We start from the raw sequence: 26,113 nt of genomic DNA on the forward strand, positions 1-26,113 counted from the left end.
GAACATCGGTGCGCATGGCGCGCGCCGCCGAATCTCAAGTCGTCTTGCGCAGAGGTCGAAACGCGTCGCGGACCTCCCTGCTGAAAATCTCGGGCTGCTCCCACGCTGCAAAGTGACCGCCGGCCTCGGCCTGATGGAAGTAAATCAGCTTAGGATAGGCCTTCCCGGCCCAGCTCCGGGGCGCCACGAAACTTTCGCCAGGAAATGCTGTCACGGCGGCCGGGATCGAGACGTGGGCAGGCAAATAGAGGTTTGTCTTGTTTTCCCAGTAGAGCCGCGCCGAGGAAATCGCGGTGTTGGTCACCCAGTACAGCGTGATGTTGTCGAGCACGTCGTCGCGGGTCAGCGCGCCCGCGGAATGCCCGTTGACGGCGCGCCCGAGCACCGCCGATTGCATCGCCGAGGCCGGCTGCGCAAAGCCGTCGCCGTGGTCGAGCAGCCAGGCCGCAAGGCCAGCCGGCGAATCCGTCAAGGCTGCCAGCGTTTGCGGACGCGTCCCCATGATCTGCGCATAGGCACGCCGCTTTGCGAATTGAATCTTGAGCTGGTCGAATGCGCGTTTCTCATCCGGAGCAAGATTGTCCGGAGCGGGATTGCCCGATGCGACCGCCTTGAATATCTCGGGCGGTACGACGCCGGGCAGGTTAACATGGATGCCGAGCAGTTCCGGCGCGCCCAGCTTTGCCATTTCATTGGAGACCGGCGAACCCCAGTCGCCACCCTGCGCGACGAACCTCTTGTAGCCGAGCCGCTTCATCAGCGCGACCCAGGCGCGGGCGATGCGCTGCGGATCCCAGCCCGTCGTGGTTGGCTTACCCGAGAACCCGTAGCCGGGCATCGAAGGAATCACCAGATGGAAGGCGTCTTCCGCGTTGCCGCCGTGCGCAGTCGGATTGGTCAGCGGATCGATGATCTTCATCTGCTCGATGACGGAGCCAGGCCAGCCATGCGTCACGATCATCGGCAACGCATTTTCATGTTTAGAGCGGACGTGAATGAAGTGGATGTCGAGCCCGTCGATCTCGGTGATGAACTGCGGCAGGGCATTGAGCCGCGCCTCGACTTTCCGCCAGTCGTAATCGGTTTGCCAGTAGCGGACGAGGTCCTGCAGCATAGCGAGCGGCACGCCCTGGGAGTCGTCGGCAACCGTCTCTTTCTCAGGCCACCGGGTCGCCCCAAGGCGACGGCGTAGGTCGACGAGATCGGCTTCGGGAATATCGACGTGGAACGGACGGATCTCGTCGTTCGTTGCGGCCGGCGCCGGACGTATCGCAAACAGGTTGACGACGCCTGCAGCGGCAAGTCCCGTGGCAGCCCCGACGAGCAGCTTGCGCCTCTCATGATCGATAGTCTCATGGTTTGGCTGCACTGCGGCGATTGCAATTGGGTTCTGTGATTGCGTGGTCATTTGGCGGGTTCCTCGGAATGAGCTGCGGTGGGCAACGCCGCGATGACTTCGGTGGTTGTCAGAATCGCGTGGGCGTAGGTCGGGCCGTTCAGCTCGTGAGCGGCATGCATCATTTCGTGGGTGAAAGCGGCGGTGGCGTCGCGCACCAGCGTGACGTGATAACCGAGCTCCATGGCGTAGCGGGAAGTGGACTCGATGCAGGTATTGGCGAGCAGCCCTACCACGATCACGTGGGTGATCCCCTTCTGCTTCAGCTGGAAATCCAGGTTGGTGTTGGCGAAGCCGCTTTGACCCCAATGTTCGCTGGCGACGATATCGCCTGGTTTTGGCGCGAAGTCAGGATGCCACTCGCCGCCCCATTCGCCACGCGCGAAGTGGTGTACCTGCATGACCTTCCGCTGCGTGGGGTTGGGATGGTCCCAGTGCTCATAGTCGCCCGGCTCCCACCGTCGGTGCGGGACGATGATGACCTGAACGCCTGCCGCACGTACGGCGCCGTCCAGCCGACGCATGTTGTCGAGCAGCCCGACCTCATCGGCGATCGGCTTGATGCGTGGATAGATCTTGCCGCCCTCGGACAGAAAATCATTGTATGGATCGACGAAAAGCAGACCGGTTCTCCCGCGTGGATAGATGGTCTCGGTCATTGTCGCCCCTCCAGCTTCATGTCGACCTTGCTCCCTTTTGTGCTTGCGGTGGTCATGGTTCGCTCCTGTGGTGACGAACCGGGCGCCAAAGGCGGCCCGTTGCAATTGAACCGACGCCGTCCCATGTTACTATGGAATTCATAGGCACAAGCGCGATGAAGCAAACGTGATGAAGACGATGAATGACAACACTGCTGACCAAACGCTCTGCCCCGTGGCGCGCGCCGAGACAGTCGTAGGCGATCGCTGGACCGTATTGATCCTACGCGAGCTGTTCATGCGGATGCACCGCTTCGAGGAGATTCAGGCGCAGACGGGTGCGACACCGCAAATGATCGCGGCGCGACTGAAGAAGCTGGAAGCGGACGGGCTGGTGAAGCGGCGTGTCTACAACAAGCGGCCGCTGCGTCACGAATATCAACTCACAAAGAAAGGCGAGGCCTTCTATCCCGTGATCCTGGCGCTACGCGCCTGGGGGGAGACCTGGTGCAAGTCGCCGAAGGAAGGCCGCGCAGTGAACTTTACGCATCTCACCTGCGGCAAGCCGGCGGGCCTTGGTCCAGCCTGCGAATCCTGCGGCAAACCGCTTCATCGCGAGGATCTGGACGCCGAGCGGGCTCCCGAATACCAACGAGAGCGCGAGGCGCGGTGGGAAGCTTTCAAGGCGAACCGCTAGATATTCAGCACCCGCGCGATGGCGTTGCGTCATTCCGCTCCCATGCTTTTCGGACTCACAAGAAGCATCACGTGAGGTTCGAAGGGCCATAGCGGGCCACCCATCGATTCAGTTTGACTGCTCGCGCTACCGTTGAATCGCCTCGTAGCGTGCATTCGCCTCCTCGAACAGGCGGCGCCGGCGCTAGCGTGCCAGCAGAGACAGCCCGACACCGACGACGATCAAGATCATCATGACGAGTGTCGGCCGCACAGGTGTTGGCGCGCCGGGCCGGAACGTCCGCAGCGTGGTGGCGACATACAACATCGGGACGAGCGCGGCAGCCGAGATGGTCAGGATTGCCCACGGTGCCCAGCGCGCACCCTCATGAAGCGCAAAACACAGCCACAGCAAGGTGACGCCAAGGGTAGCGAAGCCGCCCCCAATGACTTTCAGCATACCGAGAATGACGGCCTGAACTCCGGGATCGAGTTCGGCGAACGACTTTCCGGCCACGACGGCGTGATACGGCAAATATGCCTCGCGCCGCATATACCTCACGCCGAACAAAATCCCGCCGAGTGCAACAACAAGCACCGCCGCCAGCGCACAATTCAACATTTTCGAATACGAGCCCCGTTTATTTAAGTGGATGATGCTATACTGCACAACGGCGTGAACAAGACACGAGCTGACAAAACCGATGGTACTTGCAGACATCCTTGCTGCAAGCGCTCGCGCCACGCTCTTCAGAATCCGAGCACGCGGAGCTGTTGCTTGCTGATCTGGTCGGCCGGGTCGATCGATTGTGCCTTGCGGAAATCGGCAATCGCATCAGTGCGGCGGTGCTGCGCTTCATAGGTGAGGCCGCGGTTGTTGTAGGCCTCGACATAGGACGGATTGAGCTGGATCGCTTGCGTGTAATCGCCAATCGCGTGGTTGCGGTCGTTCTTTAAAACGTAGGCTTTGCCGCGGGAGTTGAAAGCGTTGAAGTCCTTGGGGTTGATCGCGATCGCCCGGTCATAGTCGGCGATCGCGTCATCGATCTTGCGCAGCCCCACATTGGCATTGCCGCGATTCCAGTACGCCACACCGTTCCTTGGATTGATGCTGATCGACTGGTTATAGCCGGCGATCGCACGGCTATATTCCTTCAAGCCTTCGTAGGCGACGCCGAGACAATTGTACCCGCCGGAATTGTTGGGCTCGCGCTTGATGACCTCGCTGCAATCCGGAACGGCCAAATCGTATTGGAAATTGTTGCTGTAGGCGACGCCACGCGAACTGTAGAGCCAAACCAGATTTGGATCGAGCCTGATGGCCTCGCCGTAGTCTGCGATTGCGGGCTCCCATCCGCCTTTTTTCGTGATCAACCTCTTTCTGAAGAGCGCTTGACCCCGTTGACCGAAACCAAAGGCGTATTTCGGATCGACGGTCACCGCCTTGGTGAGATCGGCGACTGCCTGGTCGAATTCGCCCTTTTCCATCCAGGCCATGCCGTGGCGGGCATAGGCCCACGCGTCCTTGGGATCGATCCCGATCGCCTCGGCGTGGTCAGCCAGGGCTGCGTCGTAGTCATGCAGACCGTGATAGGCGACGCCACGGTTGTTGTAGGCCCAGCCATATCCGGGATCGATCCTGATCGCCTCGGTGCAATCGGCGACGGCCGCGTCGTGGTCCTCTTTGCCCTCGTAGGCCTCACACCGGTGAGCAAAGGCCCAGGCGTCTTTTCGGTTGAGCTTGATGGCTTCGCCGTAGTCGGCAATCGCGCGGTCGAAATCCTTTCTGTTGAAAGAGCCGCGGCCTCTGTTCTTGAGTGCCTCGACGCGTGCTGCCACCGACTCGCTTGCATCGTCGATGATGCGGCTACATGCCGTGCCCCCGACCTCGGGCTTGTCGGCGCTGGCGGCGCACCCGTCCCGGTCGGCCTGCACCGGCATCGCAAGCAGGAGACTCATGCAAACGAGCAGTCCACCTGATCCACGCGCTGCCATGCTGGTACCCTCCGCCCGGCGATCCGGCGCGACGCGTCCGGACGTGGGGACTTTAGCCCCAAAGGCAGGCCATCTGCCATCGACAACCGATGTCCGCTATGGGCCCACAAGATGGGGACGCTTATCGCGCGGTGCGACCGAGCTGGTCCACCACGGCCAGCCACAATGCTATAGTCTCTGCTGACGCAGTCCTATCGACCGCTTCGGGACGCACAGCTGTATGCACCATCACCAGCTTGGTCCCAGGGTCTACAAAGATCATCTGGCCGCGGATGCCGAGCAACACGAACCGGCGTTCGGCGCCGGGCAGTAGCCAGACCTGATAGCCATAGCCGTAATACTTCGTGGCCACACCAGGCGCGAGATGGGCGTCGGTTGAACTCACCGTCGTCGCATCAATCAGCCATTGGTGTGGAATGACCTCGCGCCCATTCCACACGCCGCCATGCGCCAGTAGGCGTCCAAAACGGGCGTAGTCGCGCAACACGGCGTTAAAGCAGCAAAAGGTCACCTCCTGGCCGGTTCCGTCGATTGCCCACGAGGCATCGGCTTCGGTGCCGATCCGCTGCCATATCTTCTCACTGAGGTAATCTGCGACTGGAGTGCCGGTCACCGAGCGCAGGATGAGGCCGAGGATCTCGGTCTCGGAACTGGCATAGTGCCATCGCGTATCAGGCGGCGCGACGCGGGTATTGAACTGCGCGATGCTGACCACGGGGGCCTTGCCGGGCCGGCCGAACAGATCGCGCCCGAGGCGCGCAATATCGTCCTGCCCATCGTACCGCTCTTCGAAGTTGACACCGGAGGACATGTGCAACAGCGCACGGATCGGCGTCTTGCCGTACTCGGTACCTGCGAGTGCGGTGACATAGGTCGCGACGTCGTCGTCGATCGATTTGATGACACCGTCGGCTGCAGCGATGCCGATCAGCATCGCAGTAATGGTCTTCGCCATCGACTGGGAGAGAAAGCGATCGTGGTCCGATCGCGCGTATTGATAATGTTCGTATAAAATAGTGTCGTCTCTGGCGATGAGCAGTCCGGTCGTCGGCTGCCGTTCAAGATAATCCGCGATCGTGCGGCGCTCGCCGCCAAAGCTGTAGTAAATCTCGGGTTCGGTGGCGCGCTGAAACGACCAGGATGTGGCTGCACGTGCAACGATGCGCGCCGGTGTCAGTTCGTCAAAATGACTATAGGTCGCCACGAGATGCCGCATCTCTGCGCCGGTCGACAATGTGCCAAGGGGATATCCCTCATCAGCGCCGTAAGCGGCCGCATCATGACCGGTGTTCGACAAGACCGGTCCGGCAGCGGCACGCTTGGCGGCTTCTTGCGCACTTGCGATGCCGAAGGTCGCGAGCACAACCATCGCGATGATCGAACCCCGCCCTGTTGCCCTGTTCATCGCCGCCTCCGTGTTGCGCTGCACTAGCGCAGCTCTTCCATCAAGGCACGACTTCCGAGATGGGTCAAAATGCGATCTGCCGGAGAGGACGCTTTTTCGCGTCGGTCCGGCGCTGGACGCATCAGGTCATGCTGCCCGGTATGAAACAGCGGACACGGGGATGGCCGTCGATGTAGTACTTCCAGACCATCGTCCGTCCGGCGAGGTTGGGTTGCGTGAGGAGAGCGCCGTCCGGCACCAGAACCCATTCGCCATCGATGCGGACGCGATATCGCCCGTGATCGGACTCCCAATCCGGTTCGGAGACCACGTAGCCGTCGGAATCCTCGCAGCACTTCCCGAATTCGCTCTCCAGGCTTTCGAACCAGGGTTTCAGCGGGGAATTCGCGTAGCGGCCGTCATCTCGCGCGAGCGCCGCGGTCGTGAACAGCAGCAGCAGACAGATCGAAACCGTCGCCTGCCTCATCGCCAGCATGTCTTCGCCTCCGCGATCTGGTCTCGGCTCAATGGAAGACTTCGAGGCCATCGAGCGGCCTTGAAGCGGTGTGTGCTCAATCAGCGGCACAAAGCGCAGCGCCAGTCGCGCCTATTGGCAAGCCAGGCGGCGTCAAGCCAACGGTGATTGGTTCTCGAATACCAACCGTGGCCTGAACCATTTTCGGGGCTTTCGCGCGCGGAGTGAGGACCGCAATCTGATGAGGAGAAGCGGGCATGCCAGCTAACATTAGCTGCGCTGTAGCCGAACTCTCCTCAACATGGGCCGATCCCACCACCGCGACCTGGTGTCGGGAGATCGGGAAGCCCATGAGTTCAAAAGTCGGAAAATTCAGGCTGCACGCGCCGGCTTTGTTGCTCCATGTGCCTCCGATGGCGGCGACGGCAATGGTGATCACAAATAGATTTTTCATGATGACATCCCTCCTGGATCAGAGTTCGTCCCACCACGAATTTCACAGTCATCCTGCCTCAAATCATCAATGCATTATGGCGAGGAGAGACGGGTAAGCCGCCCCAAGCAAGGATGGGACCGGGCGCCTGCTCCTCAACGGTCGCTTCATCGGGACCGCACGCGCAGCATCTGACAGACCTTCAATCAGGGAAACGGCGGACTCCATGCGAGGCCCTGGGAAATTTGCCCGACGTGGAACCAAACAGTATCGAGCGGCGAGCAGATGCTGTAATCTGCGCAAAGCATTACGGGCCCCTCGCCATGCGGAAGATAAGGCTTCTTCGGCACCGGCCGGTCATCGATCTCAAATGGTCGCTGTTGAGGCAGGTAGCGGCCGTTGCGCTACTCTGTTTTCTTGGCGGAGCAGCGGTCTCCGTCTACCGAGCGGGACAGGAGACATTGAAGGCCAATCGCGCAGTAGGCGATACTGTCGGCAGGTTTCTGGAAATGCCGATTGCATTCCATCCCGACATGCGGAATTTCTTCGGAAGGCGCTTCGACCTGCAAGGACGCTTTCGTCAGCTGGATGGCTATCTCGACCAGGTGATGAGCCCCGGTCAGTGCGTGCGGCTCCATGAAGCCGGGAAGGATGTCATCTCCAGTTGTCTGGGCTTCCGCAGCCAGGTGGACGAGGCGCCGGCATGGTTTTCGGCTGCATATCAGCGGGCAGTCGGCAGTCGCATGACTTACGAGCGTCCCATCGGGTACCAAAGTCATGTATTTGGCTCGGTCGTCGTCAGCACGGACCCGTCAGCCGTGACGGCGCGCGCGTGGTCCGAGATCTCACGGATGCTCGGCCTCTCGGCAGCGACAATCGGCGCTCTTGGCACCCTGGTGTATTTTGTCGTCGAGCGCGCGCTGCGTCCGACGAGAGATGTCGTCAGCGGGCTCAACAGGTTGGCTGCGGGCGATCTGAAGTGCCGTCTTCCGCCCTTCCGACTTGCCGAGCTGCAAAGAATACGCGGCGTCTTCAACGATCTGGCGAACACCCTGGAAGTCGCGACTTCCGAGCGCGCCGAGCTTGCGCGACGTCTGGTGGAAGCCCGCGAGCAGGAAAGGCGTCACCTCGCACGGGTGCTTCATGACGAGCTGGCCCAGAGCCTCAGTGCCATGAGTGCGACGGCGGCTTCGATCAAGTTCACCGCCACGACTGATTGTCCATCTCTTGTCGCCGAAGCTCAGGCCCTGACGGAAACTGCCGGCAATATCATGAAGGGGCTTCGCAGGACCGTGCAAGAGTTGAGACTGCAGGAGATCGACGACGTCGGCCTGCTCACGAGCCTCGAGGGATTGATCGGCGATCATAATCGCCGCTGTTGCGGGAAGACCCGGTTCTTTCTCGAGACGCACGGCGACCTCGACGCGCTACCCCCGGCGATTACCGTTCACGTCTTTTATATCGTTCAGGAGGGTCTCACGAACGCGGCGAAGCATGCGCAGGCGGCCAACGTGCGTGCCGTGGTGCGCATCGACCTTGCCCAAGGCGGTGCGCCACGGTCAGGCAGCGGCTTGGTCGAGGCAACGGTTGAAGACGATGGAGCCGGACTAGCGCATGAGATCAGGAGAGAGACTGGCTTTGGGCTCGGGCTGATCGGGATTCGCGAGAGGACGCTCGCGCTGGGTGGGCAGATGAAAGTCGTGTCGAGGCCAGAGAAGGGCCTCATCCTCAGCGCCATCATTCCCGTTACGAATGCCCGGGGTGCAGCATCATGACGCCGCGAAGTATCAGCGTCCTGCTTGTCGATGACCACGCGGTCGTACGTGAGGGATACCGTCGGCTTCTCGAAAAGCATGAGGGCATTACGGTAGTCGCCGAGGCCGCCGATGCGGCGAGTGCCTATCAAGCCTATAAGAGCAAACAGCCCGATGTTGTGGTGATGGACGTTTCATTGCCAGGTCGCGGCGGTATCGATGCCATTCGCCAGATACGTCAGTGGGATCCGGCAGCGCGCCTGCTCGTTTTCACCATGCATTTGAGCGCGACATTCGCTCTCCAGGCCTTCAGGGCCGGTGCAAAGGGCTTTGTCACAAAGAGCAGCCCGCCCGAGCTGCTCGTTAGCGCGGTACGTGACGCCGCTGCCGGCCGTGTTGCCATCTGCCCCGAGATCAGTGAAGCCCTTGCGAGGAACAGCTTGCAGGACGATGCAAGTGCCGTCGATAGTTTGTCCCCACGTGAATTCGAGATCCTGCGCATGCTGCTCGCTGGCCGGTCGGCCGAGGAAATAGCCGCCGCATTCAATCTCAGTCCGAAGACGGTCTCGAACTACCACTACGCCATCAAATCGAAGCTCAGCGTTTCTTCCGATGTCGAGCTTGTGCTTTTTGGGCTGCGAAGCGGGTTGATAACGCAAGTTGACGAGCGCGAGCACGAGGACGGTCTCCGATCGGCCTAGCAGGCGATTGCATTCGGCCCCGGATGCGGCTCCCAAGTCCTTCAGACTCAAGAGATACGCCACACAAGATCCGCCGTGACTGCCGGTTAGCTGTGCCCTTGCGCATCGCACCCAGCGCGGCCCCCTCCCCGAAGACACTCCAGGTAAATTGCACCGATGGCAATGTTTCCATTGAACCGAGACAATCGTCGGAACAATATGGCGACATGAACTCGATTGCACGCTGCATTTGGCGAGCCGGGCCGGTGGCACGACGATCGTAGAGGCCATATGGATCTGACGGTCACCACAGTTCTCATCGCGTTTGCCGGCGTGTTCCTGATCTGCTTCATGAAGGGCGCGTTCGGCGGCGGGTTCTCCATCGTGGGCATTCCACTGTTGTCGCTCGTGATGGACCCGGTCACGGCCGGAGGCCTGCTCGCGCCGCTGTTCATCGCGATGGATCTGTTCGCGCTTCGCTACTGGAAACCCTCGACCTGGTCGAAGCCCGACCTCGTGCTTCTGCTGCCCGGGCTCGTGACAGGCGTCGGGCTCGGCTATCTGCTATTCCGGGTGCTGGACCATCGTGCCGTGGCGATTCTGATGGCGGTCGTCACTCTGGTCTTTGTCGGCCTATGGCTCTTGCGTGCGTCGAAGGTGACTGGTCAGCCGCGTTCGTCGCCGAAGGCGGTTGCTGCCGGTCTCGCCTCGGGCGTCACGACCATGGTCGCGCATTCCGGCGGTCCGCCGCTTGCGATGTATCTGCTGCCACTCGGGCTCAGCAAGGAAGTCTACGCCGGAACGACGAGCCTCTTCTTCACCGTTGGCAACGCGACCAAGGCGGTGCCGTGGCTGCTCCTGGTAAAGCCGAGCGGCAACGTCTGGATCGTGATGGCGGCGTGCCTGCTCGCCGTTCCCAGTGGTGTCTGGCTTGGCTGGCGCCTCCACGGCAAGCTGGACCAGCAACAAGTCTACCGGGCCTGCTACGGATTGCTGGCCGTCACGGCATTGAAGCTGCTGTGGGACGGAGTTTCCGGTTATCTCGGATGAATCGAGCGAGGACACTCAAGCTGGAAGCATCGACACGGCCGTCATAGAGGCCGCGCAGCTCCCCAGGGCGCGCGGCTTTGAACCCCATCCCGGCCCGCGACGTCAAAGACCTGTGTTTTTCGGGGAATGACCCATCGATCCCCTGGGGTGGGCAAATGAAGTTTCTGGCGACCGCGACATGGCTGATTTTGATCGGCATCTCAGTGAGTGCGTGCGCATTTGAGCATGAGCCCGACAACAAGCCGGCTTACGGCCAGGCGAACGGCAAAAAGTCCGATCGATAATCGTTGAAGTGTCGGCGGTTTCTGCCCGCCGATCACCTTCCCCCACTAGCGCGCGTACCATAAATCTTTGTCAATGTCCGGTTCGCCGCGACACCGACCGCCTTGTGCAACCGCAGCAAATGTCGCGATGGGCCAGAAGCGGAAATCCCAGCGGATTATTCGATCACCTCATCGGCGCTGGCGAGCAGTGTGGGCGGCACCGTCACGCCGATCTGCATAGCTGTCTTCGTGTTAATCGAAAGCTTAAAATTCGTGGGCTGGCGGAAGGGAATCTTGGCGGGGCTTATGCCCCCCAATATCTGCTCGACCTGTTCGGCTGCTTGCCGAAACGCATCGTGCAGATCGCGATAATAGGCCATGAAGCCACCGCTCAATGCGAGATCGCGAAATGGATACATGGCAGGAACCCGGACCTTGGCCGCAAGGTCGATCAGCACCTTGCGGTTTGACAGATGCTCGGGCTCGTCGGACACGAGCAACACGTCGGGCGCAGATCCACTCATCAAAGTGTATGCTGCCGAATAGGCTGCTTCGTTGAGAGCCGTCCCGAGGTCGACATGCGTCAAAGATAGGTTGAGTGATTGCGATGCGATTCTCACCGCTGCGGCTTGAGGCCGATTCCAAGCGGCCGAGGAGCACAGATACGCCAGCCGTGATGCTCCTGGCCTTGCCTCGAGCAGAAGCGACAGGCGCTTGCCATGCAGCTCCATGCCTCCGTCCATGGTGACACCGGTGACGTTTCCGCCGGGCTTTGCCAAACTGACGGCGACGCCTGTCGCGACGGGATCACCAATAAGTGTTACGATAGGGATCGTAAGCGTCGCAGCGCTAAGGGCAAGCGTCATCTCGGGCGCGGCAGTCAAGATTGCTTCTGGATGCTTGTTCACCGCCGTCTGCGCGATATTAAGATAAGAATCCATTTGCCCTCCGCCCGAGAACCGATCCACGCTAAGGTTCTTTCCCTCGACGAAGCCGCGTTTGGCCAGCTCCTCGATGAACGAGCGATAGTAAGGATTTTCCCTCAGCTCCTCCTCGGAACGACCGGGAGCAACGATAGCGATACGTCGTGGACTACGCGGCTGCTGGCCACGAGTAAACGCCGGCCATGCCGCGGCCCCGCCGCCAATAAGTGCGATAAATTCCCGTCGCAGCATTGCAGTCATATCCCACTGCTCGTCTGAACCTAAGCAATTGCGGGGAGCGATACAATCACCGACCAAGTCAGCTTTGGGTCATTTTCGACGAATTCATCGGGGCTTGTCGGCAGGTTGATGTCCGCTTCTGCTCGTAAGCGCCGAACCGGGGCCGAGCCAGAAGCGTTGCGTTTGGCCGGACACCCGTGATTCAAACTCCCAAACCGGGGGCTCGAAGCATGCGCTACGAACTCGCCGACTATGAATGGACTGCCATAACGCCGATTCTGCCGAACCAGCCGCGTGGCGTTCCTCGGGTGAACGACCGACGTGTCCTCAGTGGCATCGTTCAACTCGCGTCAATCAGGCTATGGCTGCGCCTTGATGAGACCGCATCCCAGCGCACAAACTCCCTTTCCCGCACGACTAACGCGGCGCGAGCTGCGTGATCAGTCCGTTGGCCGTGGCCACGGCTGCCGTGAAGGCGGGAATGTTGAATGCGTTCATGACGAAGAATACGCCCACCCCGCGTGTCGGCGCGATCGCGAGATAGGCGAAACTGCCCTGCAGGCCGCCCGTCTTTTGCAGGATCAGCGGCCGGTTGCCAGCGGGCATATTGATTACCCAGCCGAGCCCCATTGCATCCATCGGCCCCGCGTCGTCCAGGCCCGAGACGACAGAGAGGCCGTCGCGGTAGAGATAGGCGGCATGGTCCAGCAGGCGCAGGTCGTGATCTGTGGCCGCAAGCCGATCAAGGTGCCACTTCATCCAACGCGCCATATCGTTGGCGGTGGTGATCATTCCGCCGGCGCATTCGATGCTGATTGGCGTCTTCGCGATCGCCATCTGTGATCCGTCGAAATCGTGTCCGCGCATGAAGCGCAGTTCATCACCCGGACGCAGGTTGAACACGGTATCCTTCATGCCGGCCGGATCGAGAACCCGCTCCCTCAACAGGTCCGCATAGGGTTTTCCGCCTGACTTCGCGAGCGCGGCGCCAAGCAGGTCGAAACCGAAGTTTGAGTAGAGCGCAGCCGTGCCAGGTGGAAACAGTAGAGGCTCCGTCTTGAGAGCGGCGATCTGCGCGTCCCTGGTGTTGGTGCCGAACGGATCATCCGCCGGACCATCAGCGCGCGGCACTTCGCGCTGCAAGCCCGATGACTGCGTCACGAGGTCGATGATCCGGATCGGACGGCCATCCTTCTCGAGCAAGGTTACGTCATAGCCAAGCCTGTCCTGCAGGCGATCGGCGAAGTGCAGCTTGCCGTCGAGCACCATGCTGGCGAGCGTCTCGCCGCAAAACACCTTGCTCACGGAACCGATGCGAAACATCGTATCGCCATCGGGCGTCTTGCCGTCAAGGTCGGCCGTGCTGCCGAAGCCGGCAATGGCTGTCTCGCTGTCACGCACCGCAACGAGGATGAAGCCCGGGAGCTTGCCGGCCAGAAAGCTCAGCGTGCCGGCAAAATTGACCACCTCGTTGAGCAGTTTGTCCTCGGCGGCAGCCGGCGCACAGGAGACGATCTGCAACGCGAGCGCCGCCGGCAAGCCGCAAACGCCAATCCATTTGCGCAATCCGAGCATGTGTCCCCTGCTCCGCTCGCTGTTGAACCGGTCAGGCGGGTTTCAATGGTGGCGCAGGCGCGCATGTCGAGTGTACGGAGGGAAGCCGATGCCAGCAATAAGGAAGCTTGATCAGCATCAGTTTCAGAGCGCGACCATCTCGCGCCACCACTACATCCGATCTTCAGTTCCTTCATTGCTCTCGAGCTTCTTGCGTAGGGCCGTGACGAGGCGGTGGACCGTTTGCAGGTCCTTGACCGAAAGCCCTTCCGAGAGGTCGTTGATCCACGGGGCCTGCAACGCCATCGCGGCGTCGAACGTGCGCCTTCCCTTGTCAGTCAGGACCACGAGTTGTGCGCGCCGGTGGTGCGGGTTGGCCTCGAACGCCAAGAGCCCTTCCGCCTGAAGGTCGTTGACGATCCGCTGCACGTTTTGCCTGTTGGCACCGAGGTCGCGGGCGAGCCATGCGACCGGCTGCGCTCGCTCCGCGTGCACGATGGCGCCAAGGATCTGCCAGCGGGCACTCGTGAGCCCGAGCGCGGCGACCAGGCGGTCACCTGCGGTCAGGACCAGGCTATTCAGCCGGAACAGGTCAAGCATGAGGTTGCTCAGGGCATCGCCAGCAGGCGTTCGTCGGGATTTCAGCATTCGTCACCATAAATCTATATTGACATCATAATGCCCAATTGGCATTCTAAGTATAATGCCACATTGACATCATGTAACCAACCGAATGAAGGCTCTCATGTCGCACCTGCGCCCACTGGATCCCGCGTTTCCGATCGAACGTCAGCTCGGCATCGATACCAGCCCTGTCGTGCTCGTGAATCTGTTCACGCTCAACAAAGCCGATGAGGAAACATTCCTCCAGGTCTGGCAAGACGATGCTGCCTTCATGAAGCGGCAGCCGGGTTTCATCGCCACCCAGCTTCATCGCGCGATCGGCGAAAGCCCGACCTATCTGAACTACGCCGTCTGGGAATCGACCGCCCATTTCCGGTCTGCCTTCACGCACCCTGAGTTCCGATCGAAGATCTCCGCCTATCCCTCTTCCGCCATCGCTTCTCCGCACCTGTTCCAGAAGGTCGCTGTGCCCGGCATCTGCGTCGCGTAGCTCGCCCGGCAATTCCGTGATCCGACCTTCGTTGCGTCGATCATCTTGACGGCTCTCTGTTGAGCCCACGAACCCCTGGTCCAGAACGGCTGAGGAGTCGCACTGCGAATCTCCCGCTGGAAAAGCGACGTATGTTGTCGGGAGCTGCCCCACCCGTTCGTCCTCTGGGCACAAAGCGCAAGAACCGAAGACTTATCGTCGGCGTCATGCAATTTCACGGAGGCTTCCCATGATCCCCGTCATTACTGCCTTCGAAAAGTCGCCCGACCGCGGCAGAGGACAAGCACGTGACATGCGTGTTCGGTGGGCGCTCGAAGAAGTGGGCCAATCTTACGACGTTCGTCTCGTTTCGTTCAGCGAGATGAAGGAAGCGGCGCATCGTGCGCTTCATCCTTTCGGGCAGATTCCGACCTACGAAGAAGGCGGTCTTGCCCTGTTCGAGTCGGGGGCGATCGTGCTCCATATTGCGGAGCGCCATGGTGGACTGCTGCCAGACGATGCGCATGGCCGGGCGCGCGCGATCACATGGATATTTGCCGCGCTTAACACGCTGGAGCCGCCGATCGTCGATCGGGCAATCGCCATGCTCGTGGAGCGCGGCGAGACCTGGTACGAGCAGCGCCTGCCTGTCGTCGAGGATCGCATCCGGGTCCGGCTTGCCGAACTTTCCAGTCGCCTGGGAAATTCCGACTGGCTCGATGGTGCGTTCAGCGCCGGCGACCTTCTGATGGTGACCGTGCTGCGCCGGTTGAATGGATCGGACATTCTGCACGAATATCCGAACCTCTCCGCCTATGTGGCCCGCGGCGAAGCGCGTCCGGCCTTCAGGCGTGCTTTCGATGCTCAATTGGCGGTTTTCGCCGCCGCATCGACTAGCTGATGGGGCCGCTCAGGTCGCCGCCTTCTTCTTCGGCTTCGGCTTGGCCGCCTTCGGCATCGGTGCCGGCTCGGGGCCGCCCTCGATCGAGGTCAGGCGGCCTGCGGTGAAGGTGTAGATGCCGGCACGCGGTCCGCTCGCCCAGCTGATGACGGCGACGCGCCTGCCGCCGGCATCATTAGAGAGATTGACGTTGCTCGGCGCGCCGATGCCGCGCACCACGTCGCATTCGGTGTGACCGAGCGCGACCGTTCCGCCCGACGGCGCGGGTGCCGTGGTCGAGGCATTGGCGTCAGCCGGCGCACCCGCGGGCGCCATGCCCGGGCAGGCGCCGTCGGCACTGACCAGATCCTCCGCCGTCACCGGCTTGTCGGGAGTCAGCGGCGGCGATTCGATCGAGATGTTCTTGATGAAGAGCCGGGCCGGCTTGTTGAACCATTCGGCATCCTTCGACAGCAGATCCGAGCCGCCCGCGCAGCCCGCGATCAGCGGCGCAACCGTGCACAACGCCAGTAGAAGCGTCGAAGGAAGCTTTTGATGTCGCACGATAAACCCAAATCCCCGCGTTAAGGACCAGCCCTAAACGATTGTCCCAACATCACTTTGCGGCACGACCGTGACGAAGGCCAGCTTTCCCCCGAAAGGCGCAAATTATCATTAATTTGACAGCCAACACCTAATTGCGCCGCTGCCATCGGCCCCGCTCGTCAGCCTGCCAATAGGTGACATCAAATCCGCGCGCCTTGCAATCCGTCCAGGCGCTGCGCGCCAGCGCGAGCGCGTCCGGATCGTCGCCGTTGAACAGGAGCACCATGCGCTCATAAGTCTCCGAATCCTGAGGCAGCGCGGCGTTGTCGATCAGGAAGCGGACATTGGCGCCGTTGGGATTGCCCTCCTCGACCGCCAGTACGACCGGCTGCTCCGCGGCGTCGTTCACCCGCCATGTCGCGTGCGGCAGGAAGGAATCGTCGCGATAGGTCCAGAGATGCGCGTCGAGCGCATCGGCGCGTTCCTCCGACGTCGACTGCACCACGACGCGCCAGCCGCGCTCGAGCGATTTCTCGAGCAGCGGCGGCAAAACGTTCTCCACCGTCATGTTTTGCAGATGGTAGAACAGCACTTCGGTCATTTGCGCTCGTAGTGGTCGGCGACCAGACGGTCCAGCAGGCGCACGCCATAGCCGGAGCCCCAGCTCTGGTTGATGTCGGTCTTCGGGGCGCCCATGGCGGTGCCGGCAATGTCGAGATGCGCCCAGGGCGTGCCGTCGACGAAGCGCTGGAGGAACTGCGCCGCGGTGATCGAGCCGCCATGGCGGCCGCCGGTGTTCTTCATGTCGGCGAACTGGGAATCGATCAGCTTGTCGTATTCGGGCCCGAGCGGCATGCGCCAGACTTTTTCGCCGCTCTCGATGCCGGCCGTCAGGAGACGTTCGGCGAGTTCGTCATTGTTGGAGAACATGCCGGCATGCTCGGTGCCGAGCGCGACCATGATTGCGCCGGTGAGCGTTGCGAGATCCACCATGAATTTCGGCTTCACCCTCTTCGCGACATACCAGAGCACGTCGGCCAGCACGAGACGCCCTTCGGCGTCGGTGTTGATGATCTCGATGGTCTGGCCCGACATCGAGGTGACGATGTCGCCCGGACGCTGCGCGTTGCCATCGGGCATGTTCTCGACGAGGCCGATGGCGCCGACCGCGTTGACCTTTGCCTTGCGCGCCGCGAGCGCGTGCATCAGGCCGACGACGCAGGCGGCTCCCCCCATGTCGCCCTTCATGTCCTCCATGCTACCGGCCGGCTTGATCGAGATGCCGCCGGTGTCGAAGCAGACGCCCTTGCCGACGAAAGCGACGGGCGCCTCGCCTTTCTTGGCCCCGTCCCAGCGCATGATCACCGTACGGCTCGGCCGCGCCGAGCCCTGACCGACGCCGAGCAGCGCTCCCATGCCGAGCTTCTGCATCGCCTTGACGTCGAGCACCTCCACCTTGACGCCGAGCTTGCGGAGCTGGCTCGCGCGCCGCGCGAACTCCTCCGGGAAGAGCACGTTCGGCGGCTCGTTGACGAGATCGCGCGCGATGATCACGCCATCGACGACGTGGCCTGCCGGCGCGAAGGCCTTTTTCGCAGCAGCGAGGTCAGCGACAGCGAACGCGACGTCGGCGCGCAACGCACCGCCCTCCTCGCCGTCCTTCTTTTTCGTCTTGTAGCGATCGAATTTATAGGCGCGCAGCCGCAGGCCCGAGCCGATCGCGACCGTCTGCTCCGCGGTCATGGCCCCGTCAGGCAGTTCCGCCATGATGGTCATGGCGCTCGCGCCAGCCTTCAGCTTGCCGGCCGCCACGCCGCCGAACTTCAGAAAGTCGTTGAGCTTCAGCGCCGAAGTCTTGCCGGCCCCGATCACAATCAGCCGGCTCGCCTTCAGCCCCTCGGGAGCCAGGATGTCGAGCGCCGCGCCCGTCTTGCCCTTGAACTGGCCCGCCTCGGCGGCCCGCTTCACCAGGTCCACTGCCGATCCGAGCGCCTTGGCGGTCGCCGGGCCGAATCGCAAGCCGTCGTCACAGAACGCCACCAGCGTCCCGCGCGGGACGGCGGAAAACGGAACGAAGCCGACCTTGACGGCGTCGGACATGGATAACTCCTCCAAAAAACAAGACTTTTGCCGCTCCCCGAGCACCGCTACGGGCACCGGCTGAACGGCGATTCACTGCTCCGGGGCGTACTATGACCCGTCCGCACCTCGCATGCCAAGCGCTGCCCGTGGCCGGCAGGCCACAAGAAGGAAATATTAACCATATGATGAGGGTGCCACGGGGCAGCCATTTTGTTGACGGATCAAAGGGATGGTAGTGAGAGTGTGAACTGGTGAAAGACGTGGCAGAACGACCCTTGGGGATCCCTTCCGGGATGGGTCGGGACGTCCGGAGTTTGGGACCCAGAAGGGGCCTGGTGGGGATCGTGCGGTAGCGCATGGGGTCGATCGACAGGTATATTTTCCGCACGACGCTGGCGTCGTTTGCGCTGGTCCTGGTCAGCCTCACCGGCGTGATCTGGATTACGCAGGCGTTGCGCGGCATCGACCTGATGACGAGTCAGGGGCAGACCATCCTGACCTTCCTCGGCATCACCAGCCTCGTGATTCCCGCGCTGGTGCTGATCATCTCGCCGATCGCGCTGATGATCGCGATCTCGCACACGCTGAACAAGCTAGCGACCGATTCCGAGATCATCGTGATGAATGCCGCCGGCTTCTCGCCGTTCCGGCTATTCTATCCGTTCTTCTACGCCACCTGCGTGGTGGCGCTGCTGGTCGCCTTCATCGCCGCCTATCTCGCCCCCGACGGCATGCGGCGGATCAAGCAATGGGACGCCGAGATCACAGCGGACGTCCTCACCAACATCCTCCAGCCCGGCCGCTTCGCCCAGCTCGACCAGAACCTCACGATCCGGATTCGCGAGCGCCAGCCCGGCGGCATCATGGCCGGCATCTTCATCGACGACCGCCGCGATCCGAAGGAGCGCAACTCGATCGTCGCCGAGCGCGGCACGGTGGTGAAGAGCGGCGGCGAGACGATTCTGGTGCTGGAGGACGGCAACCTGCAGCGCTTCGAGGCCGGCAAGCGCGATCCTGCGCTCGTGACCTTCGCCCGCCACGGCTTCGACATGTCGAAATTCTCCAACCAGGGGCGCGACGTCACGCTCGGGATTCGCGAACGCTATCTCTGGGAGCTGTTCTCGCCGTCCGAGGACGATCCGGTCTACAAATCGGTGCCCGGCCAGTTCCGCTCCGAGCTGCATGACCGCATCATGGCGCCGCTCTATCCCTTCGCCTTTGCGGCGCTGACATTCGCCTTCCTCGGCGCGCCGCGCACCACGCGTCAGAGCCGCAATTTCTCGATCGGCAGCTCGATCCTCGCGGTGTTCGGCCTGCGCATGGCGGGCTTCGCCTGCTCGGTGATGGCGGTGAAGTCGCCGGCCGCCCCGATCGTGCAATATGCCATGCTGGCGGTCGCCATCGGCCTCGGCGTCTGGATGATTGTCGGCGGCGTGGTGGTGGAAGCGCCGCCTGCGCTGCTGGAAGCCATCAACAGATCCAATGCGCGCATTGCGCGGCTGTTCCGACGTCCGGTCGCCGCATGAGCATGCTCACCAACACCCTCGGGCGCTATTTCGCGGGCCGCTTCGTCGTCGCCGCCCTCGGCGTGTTCGCGAGCATTTTCCTGCTGCTGGTGCTGGTCGACTATATCGAGATGGTGCGCAAGACCTCTGGCCTGGCGTCCGCCTCCGCGATCATGGTGGCCGAAACCTCGCTGTTCCGCGTACCGCAGCTTTTGGAAAAGCTGACGCCGTTCTGCATGCTGATCGGCGCCATGACCTGCTACCTTGCCCTCTCCCGCCGGCTCGAGCTTGTCGTGGCACGCGCCGCCGGCATTTCCGCCTGGCAGTTCATCTCGCCCGCGCTCGGCAGCGCGCTGCTGATCGGCGTGATCGCGACGGTCGCCTACAATCCGATGTCGGCAAACCTGCGCGAGCTCTCCAAGCGCATGGAAGCGGAGCTGTTCGGCTCGGCGCCCGGTGGCGGCATCCAGGACGCCTCCGGCTTCTGGCTCAACCAGGTCACCAGCGAAGGCCAGATCATCATCAACGCCGCGCGCAGCGAGCAGCAGGGCATCCGGCTGACCGGCCTGACGCTGTTCCGGTTTGATACGGAATTTCACTTCAAGGAGCGCATCGAGGCGCGCGAGGCGACGCTGGAAGACGGCCGCTGGGTGTTCAGGACCGTGCGGCGCTTCTCGCTCGACGCCCCCCCTGTCGATCAGGACCGCCTGGAGATTCCCACGACGCTGACCGAAGCGCAGGTTCGCAACAGCTTTTCCACACCCGAGACTGTGTCCTTTTGGCAACTACCGAGCTACATCCGTTCGTCTGAAAGCTCGGGCTTCGCGACAGCCGGATATCGACTCCAGTACCATAAGCTTCTGGCACAGCCGTTTCTGCTTGCAGCGATGGTGATGCTGGCGGCTTCCGTATCGTTGCGCTTCTTCCGGATGGGCGGCGTACAGAAGATGGTTTTGAGTGGCGTGGGCGCAGGCTTTCTGCTCTACGTGCTGTCCAAAGTTACTGAGGATTTGAGCAAGGCTGAGTTGATGCATCCGATCGCTGCGGCGTGGCTGCCCGTTGTGGTGGGCGGCCTCACCGGCTTTTTGGCCTTGCTCTATCAGGAGGACGGATAGTGACTGCCGTCCGCCGAGGGCATGTGTCTGAATTGGCGCTGCGCACCGTGGTGCGCGCGAACGGACGCGGCTTGCCTGCCCGCAGCCTCCTGCTAGCCTTCCTGGCCGCGCTCGCGCTGGGTGGATTGCTCGACTTTGCCGCGACCGCGCCTGCGGCTGCACAGAGCTTCACCTACAATCCGCTGCCGCCGCGTCCGAAGCCGCCGAAGGCCGCCAACGACAACCAGATGCTCGTGCAGGCGACCGAGGTCGACTACGACTACAACAATTCGCGCGTCTCGGCGGTCGGCAACGTCCAGCTGTTCTACAACGGCACCAGCGTCGAGGCCGACAAGGTCATCTACGACCAGAAGACCAAGCGGCTCCATGCCGAAGGCAACATCCGCATGACGGATGCCGACGGCAAGATCACCTATGCCGAGATCATGGATCTGTCGGACGACTACCGCGACGGTTTCGTCGATTCGCTGCGCGTGGACACCGCCGACCAGACCCGCATGGCCGCGAGCCGCGCCGACCGCTCCAGCGGCAACTACACCGTATTCGAGAACGGCGTCTACACGGCCTGCGCGCCGTGCAAGGACGATCCGAAGAAGCCGCCGCTATGGCAGGTCAAGGGTGCCCGCATCATCCACGACCAGCAGGAGAAGATGCTGTACTTCGAGACGGCGCAGCTCGAATTCTTCGGCGTGCCGCTCGCCTACATGCCGTACTTCTCGACGCCCGACCCGACGGTGAAGCGCAAGACCGGCTTCCTGATGCCGGGCTTCACGTCGAACACGCCGTTCGGCTACGGCGTTGAAATTCCGTTCTACTGGGCGATCGCGCCCGATATGGACGCGACCTTCAGCCCGCGCATCACCTCCAGGCAGGGCGTGCTGTTCCAGGCCGAGTTCCGCCAGCGCCTGATGGACGGCGCCTACCAGATCCGCGTCTACGGCATCGACCAGCTCGATCCGGGCGCGCTCGCCGGGCAGCCCGGTGACCGCCAGTTCCGCGGCGCCATCGACACCAAGGGCCAGTTCGCGCTGAACGACAAATGGGTCTGGGGTTGGGACGGCGTCCTGATGTCCGACTACTATTTCTTCTCGGACTACCGGCTGTCGGCGTACCGCGATCCCTTCTCCTCGTTCCTGAGCCTGCCGACCGAAGCGATCTCCCAGCTCTATCTGACCGGGGTGGGCAACCGCAGCTTCTTCGACGCGCGCACGATGTATTTCCTGAGCTTCTCGGGCAATCAGCAGCAGGTGCCGGTCGTCTACCCCGTGATCGACTACTCGAACGTGATCAACTATCCGATCTTCGGTGGCGAGGTCTCCTACAAGACGAATTTCGTCAACCTGACGCGTAACGACGCGGTGTTCGATCCGATCACCACGACCGCCAACACCCTCGGCCTCTGCACCACCACCTCGGCCGATCCGCTCGCGCGCACGCCCTCGCAATGTCTGTTGCGCGGCTTCCCCGGCACCTACACGCGCATGACGGCTGAGGCGCAGTGGCGGAAGTCCTTCACCGATCCCTTCGGTGAAATCTGGACCCCGTTCGCCATCCTGCGCGCGGACGCGATCAACTCCTCGGTCTCGAACCAGCCGGGCGTGTCGAACTTCCTGCCTGTCGGCGACACCCAGGCGCTGCGCCTGATGCCGATGGTCGGCCTCGAGTACCGCTATCCCTTCATCAACGTGCAGCCGTGGGGCTCGACGATCGTCGAGCCGATCGCGCAGGTCATCATCCGTCCGAACGAGACCTATGCCGGCAAGTTTCCCAACGAGGACGCGCAGAGCATGGTGTTCGACGCGAGCAATCTGTTCAGCGTCGACAAGTTCTCGGGCTACGATCGCGTCGAGGGCGGCGGCCGCGCCAATGTCGGCGTGCAGGCCACCACCCAGTTCGACAGGGGCGGCGCCGTCAAGGTTCTGTTCGGGCAGTCCTACCAGCTGTTCGGCCTGAACTCCTTCGCGGTCAAGGATGAGATCAATACCGGCCTGGATTCCGGTCTCGACAAGCCGCGGTCCGACTATGTCGCGAGCGTCGGCTATTCGCCGAACCGGACCTACACCTTCAGCGTCCGCGGCCGCTTCGACGAGCAGACCTGGAACGTCCAGCGCTTCGAGGCTGAAGGCCGCGCCAATTTCGATCGCTGGTCGGTCAGCATGATCTACGGCAATTATGCGCCGCAGCCGGAACTCGGCTACCTGACCCGCCGCGAGGGCATCCTCACCAGCGGCTCGGTGAAGGTCGCGGCCAACTGGGTGGTCCAGGGCTCGGCGCGCTGGGACCTCGAAGCCAACAAGATCAATCAATACGTGGTCGGCGCAGGCTATGTCGACGATTGCTTCGTGCTGGCGGCGAACTATGTAACGTCCTATAGCTACTCGGCGGGCAGCAACCCGCCTGTTCTGAGCCACGCGTTCATGTTCCAGATCGGCCTGCGAACGCTGGCGAACTCCTCGGGAACCAGCAGCTCCGCCGGCTTGCAGTAAACAGATTTGACGCTGCGGGGCTTGTTCGGATCGCAAGCATGCGAGCGACGACATCCATGACGACCACTTTGCGAGTCCATCGCCTTCTCCTCACCGCACTCGGCACGGCCCTGCTCCTGATCGGCGGCGCCGCCCCGTCGCAGGCGCAGACCGTCGTCGTCATGGTCAATGGCGAGCCCATCACCGATTTCGACATCGAGCAGCGCAGCAAGCTCGACGTCCTGACGACCCAGAAGAACCCTGGCCGGCAGGAGGTCATCAACGAGCTGATCGACGAGAAGGTGAAGATCAAGGAGGGCAAGAAATACGGCGTCGAGCCTACCAGCTCGGACATCGACCAGTCCTTCTCCGGCATGGCGCAGCGCATGCGCATTACTCCGGACCAGCTCGCGAAGTCACTCGAGGTGAAGGGCGTGCGGCCGGAGACGTTGAAGAACCGCATGCGCGCCGAAATGGTCTGGACCAGCCTCGTCCGCGGCCGCTTCAAGGAACAGCTGCAGGTCGGCGAGCGCGACGTCGCAGCCGCCGTGCAGGCCCAGAATGGCGAAAAGCTGCAGGTCGAGGGCTTCGAATACAAGATGCAGCCGATCGTCCTCATCGTGCCGCGCGGCTCGTCGCAGGCCGCGACCGAGGCACGGCACAAGGAAGCCGAATTGTACCGCAGCCGGATCACGAGCTGCGATGAAGCCAATACGCTGTTCCGCTCGACGCCCAACGCGGCGATCCGCGAAAGCGTCACCAAGACCAGCGCTGATCTCCCCGAGGCGCTTCGCAAGGTGCTCGACGATACGCAGGTTGGCCATCTCACCCCGCCGGAGGTCACCAAGCAGGGCATCGAAATGGTCGTGCTGTGTGCGCGCAATTCGACCATGATCGACACGCCGAAGCGGCGCGAGGTCCGCGAGAAGATGTACGTCGAGAAGTACGAGAAGACCTCGAAGCGGTATCTGGCCGAAATCCGCAAAGCGGCGATGATCGAATATCGTTGATGGCAAGGCCCCTCGCACTGACCTTGGGCGAGCCTGCCGGCATTGGCCCCGACATCACGATCGCGGCCTGGCTGCGCCGCAACGAGCTGAAGCTGCCCGCGTTCTACCTGCTCGGCGATGACGCCCTGATCGCGCGGCGCGCCAAGGCGCTCGGCGCCGATATCAAGATCGCGCGTGTGCGTGCCGAGGAAGCGGTCGCCGCCTTCCCCGACGCCCTGCCGGTGGTCGCGACCGGCGAGGTCGCAACGGCCGAGCCGGGCCAGCCCGACGAGAGCAGCGCGCCCGCGGCGCTCGCCTCCATTCGCCAGGCCGTCGCCGACGTCCGCGAAGGCCGCGCCGGCGCCGTCGTCACCAATCCGATCGCCAAGAGCGTGCTCTACCGCGCGGGCTTCCGCCATCCCGGTCACACCGAATTTCTCGCCGAGCTCGCCGAACAGGACGGACGCGTGCCGCAACCGGTGATGATGCTGTGGTCGCCGCGCCTTGCGGTGGTGCCGGTGACCATTCACCTTTCGCTGCGCGATGCGCTGGCGCAGCTCTCGCGCGAGCTGATCGTCTCGACGGTGCGCATCGTCGCAGCCGAGCTGAAATCACGTTTCGGCATCAGCCGGCCGCGCATCGCGATCTCCGGCCTCAACCCGCATGCCGGCGAGAACGGCTCGCTCGGCCACGAGGAGCAGACCATCGTCGCGCCGGCGATCAAGATCTTGCGCAACGACGGCATCGAGGCCAGGGGCCCCTTGCCCGCCGACACCATGTTCCACGACGCCGCGCGACAAACCTATGACTGCGCGGTCTGCATGTATCACGACCAGGCGCTGATCCCGATCAAGACGCTGGCCTTCGACGACGCGGTCAACGTCACGCTCGGCCTTCCCTTCATCAGGACATCGCCGGATCACGGCACGGCATTCGACATCGCAGGCACGGGCAAGGCCAATCCCGCAAGCCTGATCGCGGCGCTGCAACTCGCAAGCCGCATGGCCGCGCAACCGGCATGAGCGCGATCGACGACCTCCCGCCGCTTCGCGAGGTCATTCGCCAGCATTCGCTATCGGCCCGCAAGTCGCTGGGCCAGAACTTCCTCCTCGACCTCAACCTGACAGCGCGCATCGCGCGTGCCGCCGCGCCGCTCGAGAATTTGACGATCGTCGAGATCGGTCCCGGCCCGGGCGGATTGACGCGCGCCCTGCTCGCGCTTGGTGCTGCGCGCGTCATCGCGATCGAGCATGACGAACGCGCGATCCCCGCCTTGCAGGATATTTCCGTGCGCTATCCCGGGCGCCTCGAGATCGTGCATGGCGATGCCATGACCTTCGATCCGAGACCCCTGCTCGGCGGCGCCAAGGCAAAGATCGTCGCCAACCTGCCCTACAACATCGCGACCCAGCTCCTGATCGGCTGGCTCGCCGGCGAGCCGTGGCCGCCGTGGTACGAGATGATGGTGCTGATGTTCCAGCGCGAGGTTGCCGAGCGGATCGTGGCGCGCGAGAACGAGGAGGCCTATGGCCGGCTCGGCGTGCTCGCCAACTGGCGGGCAGAGACCAAGATCCTGTTCGACATCTCGCCCTCCGCCTTCGTTCCGCCGCCGAAGGTCACCTCCTCCGTCGTGCGCCTCGTGCCGCGCGCGGCGCCTCTGCCCTGCGACCGCCGGCTGCTCGAACAGGTCGCGGCGGCCGCCTTCGGCCAGCGCCGCAAGATGCTGCGCCAGAGCCTGAAATCACTTCAGGCCGATCCGGCTCGCCTCGCCGCTGCCGCCGGCGTCGATGCGACGCGGCGCGCCGAGACCATTCCGGTCGCGGGCTTTGTTGCCATGGCGCGTGAATTGGCCGATATACGCAGCCAAGCCTGAAGCATGATCCGGACTCGGAGGGCCGCGCCGGCGCAAAGTGCGCAGCGGCTTTCCGAAGAGGTCATGCTCGAACAATAAGCTTAAGCGCTATGATCGCGCCTAAGC

Annotated in this window: 25 protein-coding genes and 1 pseudogene; 13 read left to right on the plus strand and 13 right to left on the minus strand. The window is 62.6% G+C overall.

Annotated features, from left to right (window positions below; translation table 11 throughout):
• Positions 1 to 34: 34 nt before the first annotated feature.
• Positions 35 to 1,408, minus strand: coding sequence for an epoxide hydrolase family protein (locus NLN62_RS42435; protein ID WP_254112577.1), 1,374 nt, complete (start codon positions 1,406 to 1,408; stop codon positions 35 to 37).
• Positions 1,405 to 2,055: an isochorismatase family cysteine hydrolase gene (locus NLN62_RS42440; protein WP_027522607.1), complete on the minus strand. Its 651-nt coding sequence runs from the start codon at positions 2,053 to 2,055 to the stop codon at positions 1,405 to 1,407. The genes NLN62_RS42435 and NLN62_RS42440 overlap by 4 nt, the downstream gene beginning before the upstream one ends.
• Before the next feature lie 178 nt (positions 2,056 to 2,233).
• Here NLN62_RS42440 and NLN62_RS42445 point away from each other — a divergent pair, with 178 nt between their 5' ends.
• Positions 2,234 to 2,731, plus strand: coding sequence for a helix-turn-helix domain-containing protein (locus NLN62_RS42445; protein ID WP_254112579.1), 498 nt, complete (start codon positions 2,234 to 2,236; stop codon positions 2,729 to 2,731).
• A gap of 183 nt (positions 2,732 to 2,914) precedes the next feature.
• Here the strand turns inward: NLN62_RS42445 and NLN62_RS42450 are convergent, their stop codons facing one another.
• From NLN62_RS42450 to NLN62_RS42470, 5 genes are all read right to left on the minus strand, one after another.
• A complete protein-coding gene (locus NLN62_RS42450) occupies positions 2,915 to 3,430 on the minus strand; it encodes a hypothetical protein (protein ID WP_254112581.1) in 516 nt (171 codons plus the stop codon).
• 29 nt (positions 3,431 to 3,459) lie between these two features.
• Positions 3,460 to 4,668 (minus strand): tetratricopeptide repeat protein, encoded by a 1,209-nt coding sequence (locus NLN62_RS42455; protein WP_254112583.1) that lies wholly within the window; start codon positions 4,666 to 4,668, stop codon positions 3,460 to 3,462.
• A gap of 157 nt (positions 4,669 to 4,825) precedes the next feature.
• Positions 4,826 to 6,073, minus strand: a complete 1,248-nt coding sequence (locus NLN62_RS42460) for a serine hydrolase (protein WP_254113846.1) — start codon at positions 6,071 to 6,073, stop codon at positions 4,826 to 4,828.
• Between the two features lie 157 nt (positions 6,074 to 6,230).
• A complete protein-coding gene (locus NLN62_RS42465) occupies positions 6,231 to 6,584 on the minus strand; it encodes a hypothetical protein (protein WP_027522604.1) in 354 nt (117 codons plus the stop codon).
• Positions 6,585 to 6,660: 76 nt separating this feature from the next.
• On the minus strand, positions 6,661 to 7,017 hold the full coding sequence (locus NLN62_RS42470) for a hypothetical protein (RefSeq protein WP_051389704.1): 357 nt from the start codon (positions 7,015 to 7,017) through the stop codon (positions 6,661 to 6,663).
• A gap of 440 nt (positions 7,018 to 7,457) precedes the next feature.
• Between NLN62_RS42470 and NLN62_RS42475 the strand changes: the two genes are divergently transcribed.
• The 3 genes from NLN62_RS42475 (at position 7,458) to NLN62_RS42485 (ending at position 10,480) form a co-directional block, all read left to right on the plus strand.
• A complete protein-coding gene (locus tag NLN62_RS42475; protein ID WP_198031737.1) occupies positions 7,458 to 8,771 on the plus strand; it encodes a histidine kinase in 1,314 nt (437 codons plus the stop codon).
• Positions 8,768 to 9,451 (plus strand): response regulator transcription factor, encoded by a 684-nt coding sequence (locus NLN62_RS42480; RefSeq protein ID WP_027522603.1) that lies wholly within the window; start codon positions 8,768 to 8,770, stop codon positions 9,449 to 9,451. Before NLN62_RS42475 ends, NLN62_RS42480 begins: the two co-directional genes overlap by 4 nt.
• A 270-nt stretch (positions 9,452 to 9,721) precedes the next feature.
• Positions 9,722 to 10,480 carry a sulfite exporter TauE/SafE family protein gene (locus NLN62_RS42485; protein ID WP_027522602.1) on the plus strand — a complete coding sequence of 253 codons (759 nt, stop codon included), beginning with the start codon at positions 9,722 to 9,724 and terminating at the stop codon, positions 10,478 to 10,480.
• Positions 10,481 to 10,919: 439 nt separating this feature from the next.
• On the opposite strand, the gene NLN62_RS42490 is transcribed toward NLN62_RS42485, so the two are convergent.
• Positions 10,920 to 11,927 (minus strand): ABC transporter substrate-binding protein, encoded by a 1,008-nt coding sequence (locus tag NLN62_RS42490; RefSeq protein ID WP_254112585.1) that lies wholly within the window; start codon positions 11,925 to 11,927, stop codon positions 10,920 to 10,922.
• Between the two features lie 209 nt (positions 11,928 to 12,136).
• Here NLN62_RS42490 and NLN62_RS42495 point away from each other — a divergent pair.
• Positions 12,137 to 12,247 (plus strand): annotated as a pseudogene (locus NLN62_RS42495) (transposase); the annotation flags it as partial.
• Positions 12,248 to 12,323: 76 nt separating this feature from the next.
• Here NLN62_RS42495 and ampH read toward each other — a convergent pair.
• Positions 12,324 to 13,481, minus strand: a complete 1,158-nt coding sequence (gene ampH, locus NLN62_RS42500) for a D-alanyl-D-alanine-carboxypeptidase/endopeptidase AmpH (RefSeq protein ID WP_254112587.1) — start codon at positions 13,479 to 13,481, stop codon at positions 12,324 to 12,326.
• Positions 13,482 to 13,631: 150 nt separating this feature from the next.
• Positions 13,632 to 14,108: a MarR family winged helix-turn-helix transcriptional regulator gene (locus NLN62_RS42505; protein WP_254112589.1), complete on the minus strand. Its 477-nt coding sequence runs from the start codon at positions 14,106 to 14,108 to the stop codon at positions 13,632 to 13,634.
• A gap of 97 nt (positions 14,109 to 14,205) precedes the next feature.
• On the opposite strand from NLN62_RS42505, the gene NLN62_RS42510 reads away from it, so the two are divergent.
• Together NLN62_RS42510 and NLN62_RS42515 are read left to right on the plus strand one after the other, a co-directional pair.
• Positions 14,206 to 14,574 (plus strand): antibiotic biosynthesis monooxygenase, encoded by a 369-nt coding sequence (locus NLN62_RS42510; RefSeq protein ID WP_254112591.1) that lies wholly within the window; start codon positions 14,206 to 14,208, stop codon positions 14,572 to 14,574.
• A gap of 229 nt (positions 14,575 to 14,803) precedes the next feature.
• The gene (locus NLN62_RS42515) at positions 14,804 to 15,454 is read left to right on the plus strand and encodes a glutathione S-transferase family protein (protein ID WP_254112593.1); all 651 of its coding nucleotides are present in this window, start codon (positions 14,804 to 14,806) and stop codon (positions 15,452 to 15,454) included.
• Between the two features lie 9 nt (positions 15,455 to 15,463).
• Here the strand turns inward: NLN62_RS42515 and NLN62_RS42520 are convergent, their stop codons facing one another.
• From NLN62_RS42520 to NLN62_RS42530, 3 genes are all read right to left on the minus strand, one after another.
• Positions 15,464 to 15,958, minus strand: a complete 495-nt coding sequence (locus tag NLN62_RS42520; RefSeq protein WP_198031742.1) for a hypothetical protein — start codon at positions 15,956 to 15,958, stop codon at positions 15,464 to 15,466.
• 169 nt (positions 15,959 to 16,127) lie between these two features.
• The gene (locus NLN62_RS42525; protein ID WP_027522595.1) at positions 16,128 to 16,580 is read right to left on the minus strand and encodes a DNA polymerase III subunit chi; all 453 of its coding nucleotides are present in this window, start codon (positions 16,578 to 16,580) and stop codon (positions 16,128 to 16,130) included.
• Positions 16,577 to 18,079 carry a leucyl aminopeptidase gene (locus tag NLN62_RS42530; protein WP_254112595.1) on the minus strand — a complete coding sequence of 501 codons (1,503 nt, stop codon included), beginning with the start codon at positions 18,077 to 18,079 and terminating at the stop codon, positions 16,577 to 16,579. Before NLN62_RS42530 ends, NLN62_RS42525 begins: the two co-directional genes overlap by 4 nt.
• A 338-nt stretch (positions 18,080 to 18,417) precedes the next feature.
• Here NLN62_RS42530 and lptF point away from each other — a divergent pair, with 338 nt between their 5' ends.
• Genes lptF through rsmA form a run of 6 tightly spaced genes read left to right on the plus strand, consistent with a single transcriptional unit; the run spans position 18,418 to position 26,008 of the window.
• The gene (gene lptF, locus NLN62_RS42535; protein ID WP_027522593.1) at positions 18,418 to 19,587 is read left to right on the plus strand and encodes an LPS export ABC transporter permease LptF; all 1,170 of its coding nucleotides are present in this window, start codon (positions 18,418 to 18,420) and stop codon (positions 19,585 to 19,587) included.
• Positions 19,584 to 20,681, plus strand: coding sequence for an LPS export ABC transporter permease LptG (gene lptG, locus NLN62_RS42540; protein WP_027522592.1), 1,098 nt, complete (start codon positions 19,584 to 19,586; stop codon positions 20,679 to 20,681). The genes lptF and lptG overlap by 4 nt, the downstream gene beginning before the upstream one ends.
• Positions 20,681 to 23,167, plus strand: coding sequence for an LPS-assembly protein LptD (locus NLN62_RS42545; protein ID WP_027522591.1), 2,487 nt, complete (start codon positions 20,681 to 20,683; stop codon positions 23,165 to 23,167). The genes lptG and NLN62_RS42545 overlap by 1 nt, the downstream gene beginning before the upstream one ends.
• Positions 23,168 to 23,223: 56 nt before the next feature.
• Positions 23,224 to 24,156: a SurA N-terminal domain-containing protein gene (locus NLN62_RS42550; protein WP_254112596.1), complete on the plus strand. Its 933-nt coding sequence runs from the start codon at positions 23,224 to 23,226 to the stop codon at positions 24,154 to 24,156.
• Positions 24,156 to 25,157: a 4-hydroxythreonine-4-phosphate dehydrogenase PdxA gene (pdxA, locus tag NLN62_RS42555; RefSeq protein WP_254112598.1), complete on the plus strand. Its 1,002-nt coding sequence runs from the start codon at positions 24,156 to 24,158 to the stop codon at positions 25,155 to 25,157. The genes NLN62_RS42550 and pdxA overlap by 1 nt, the downstream gene beginning before the upstream one ends.
• Positions 25,154 to 26,008 (plus strand): 16S rRNA (adenine(1518)-N(6)/adenine(1519)-N(6))-dimethyltransferase RsmA, encoded by an 855-nt coding sequence (gene rsmA / locus NLN62_RS42560; protein WP_254112600.1) that lies wholly within the window; start codon positions 25,154 to 25,156, stop codon positions 26,006 to 26,008. Before pdxA ends, rsmA begins: the two co-directional genes overlap by 4 nt.
• Positions 26,009 to 26,113 lie beyond the last annotated feature (105 nt).

It is taken from the genome of Bradyrhizobium sp. CCGUVB23, assembly GCF_024199885.1.
GTDB lineage: Bacteria > Pseudomonadota > Alphaproteobacteria > Rhizobiales > Xanthobacteraceae > Bradyrhizobium.

Coding starts and splice junctions, on each gene's coding strand:
- NLN62_RS42435 (WP_254112577.1), bottom strand. CDS start 1,408: ATGACCACGCAATCACAGAACCCAATTGCAATCGCCGCAGTGCAGCCA.
- NLN62_RS42440 (WP_027522607.1), bottom strand. CDS start 2,055: ATGACCGAGACCATCTATCCACGCGGGAGAACCGGTCTGCTTTTCGTC.
- NLN62_RS42445 (WP_254112579.1), top strand. CDS start 2,234: ATGAATGACAACACTGCTGACCAAACGCTCTGCCCCGTGGCGCGCGCC.
- NLN62_RS42450 (WP_254112581.1), bottom strand. CDS start 3,430: ATGTCTGCAAGTACCATCGGTTTTGTCAGCTCGTGTCTTGTTCACGCC.
- NLN62_RS42455 (WP_254112583.1), bottom strand. CDS start 4,668: ATGAGTCTCCTGCTTGCGATGCCGGTGCAGGCCGACCGGGACGGGTGC.
- NLN62_RS42460 (WP_254113846.1), bottom strand. CDS start 6,073: ATGGTTGTGCTCGCGACCTTCGGCATCGCAAGTGCGCAAGAAGCCGCC.
- NLN62_RS42465 (WP_027522604.1), bottom strand. CDS start 6,584: ATGCTGGCGATGAGGCAGGCGACGGTTTCGATCTGTCTGCTGCTGCTG.
- NLN62_RS42470 (WP_051389704.1), bottom strand. CDS start 7,017: ATGAAAAATCTATTTGTGATCACCATTGCCGTCGCCGCCATCGGAGGC.
- NLN62_RS42480 (WP_027522603.1), top strand. CDS start 8,768: ATGACGCCGCGAAGTATCAGCGTCCTGCTTGTCGATGACCACGCGGTC.
- NLN62_RS42485 (WP_027522602.1), top strand. CDS start 9,722: ATGGATCTGACGGTCACCACAGTTCTCATCGCGTTTGCCGGCGTGTTC.
- NLN62_RS42490 (WP_254112585.1), bottom strand. CDS start 11,927: ATGACTGCAATGCTGCGACGGGAATTTATCGCACTTATTGGCGGCGGG.
- ampH (WP_254112587.1), bottom strand. CDS start 13,481: ATGCTCGGATTGCGCAAATGGATTGGCGTTTGCGGCTTGCCGGCGGCG.
- NLN62_RS42505 (WP_254112589.1), bottom strand. CDS start 14,108: ATGCTGAAATCCCGACGAACGCCTGCTGGCGATGCCCTGAGCAACCTC.
- NLN62_RS42510 (WP_254112591.1), top strand. CDS start 14,206: ATGTCGCACCTGCGCCCACTGGATCCCGCGTTTCCGATCGAACGTCAG.
- NLN62_RS42515 (WP_254112593.1), top strand. CDS start 14,804: ATGATCCCCGTCATTACTGCCTTCGAAAAGTCGCCCGACCGCGGCAGA.
- NLN62_RS42525 (WP_027522595.1), bottom strand. CDS start 16,580: ATGACCGAAGTGCTGTTCTACCATCTGCAAAACATGACGGTGGAGAAC.
- NLN62_RS42530 (WP_254112595.1), bottom strand. CDS start 18,079: ATGTCCGACGCCGTCAAGGTCGGCTTCGTTCCGTTTTCCGCCGTCCCG.
- lptF (WP_027522593.1), top strand. CDS start 18,418: ATGGGGTCGATCGACAGGTATATTTTCCGCACGACGCTGGCGTCGTTT.
- lptG (WP_027522592.1), top strand. CDS start 19,584: ATGAGCATGCTCACCAACACCCTCGGGCGCTATTTCGCGGGCCGCTTC.
- NLN62_RS42550 (WP_254112596.1), top strand. CDS start 23,224: ATGACGACCACTTTGCGAGTCCATCGCCTTCTCCTCACCGCACTCGGC.
- pdxA (WP_254112598.1), top strand. CDS start 24,156: ATGGCAAGGCCCCTCGCACTGACCTTGGGCGAGCCTGCCGGCATTGGC.
- rsmA (WP_254112600.1), top strand. CDS start 25,154: ATGAGCGCGATCGACGACCTCCCGCCGCTTCGCGAGGTCATTCGCCAG.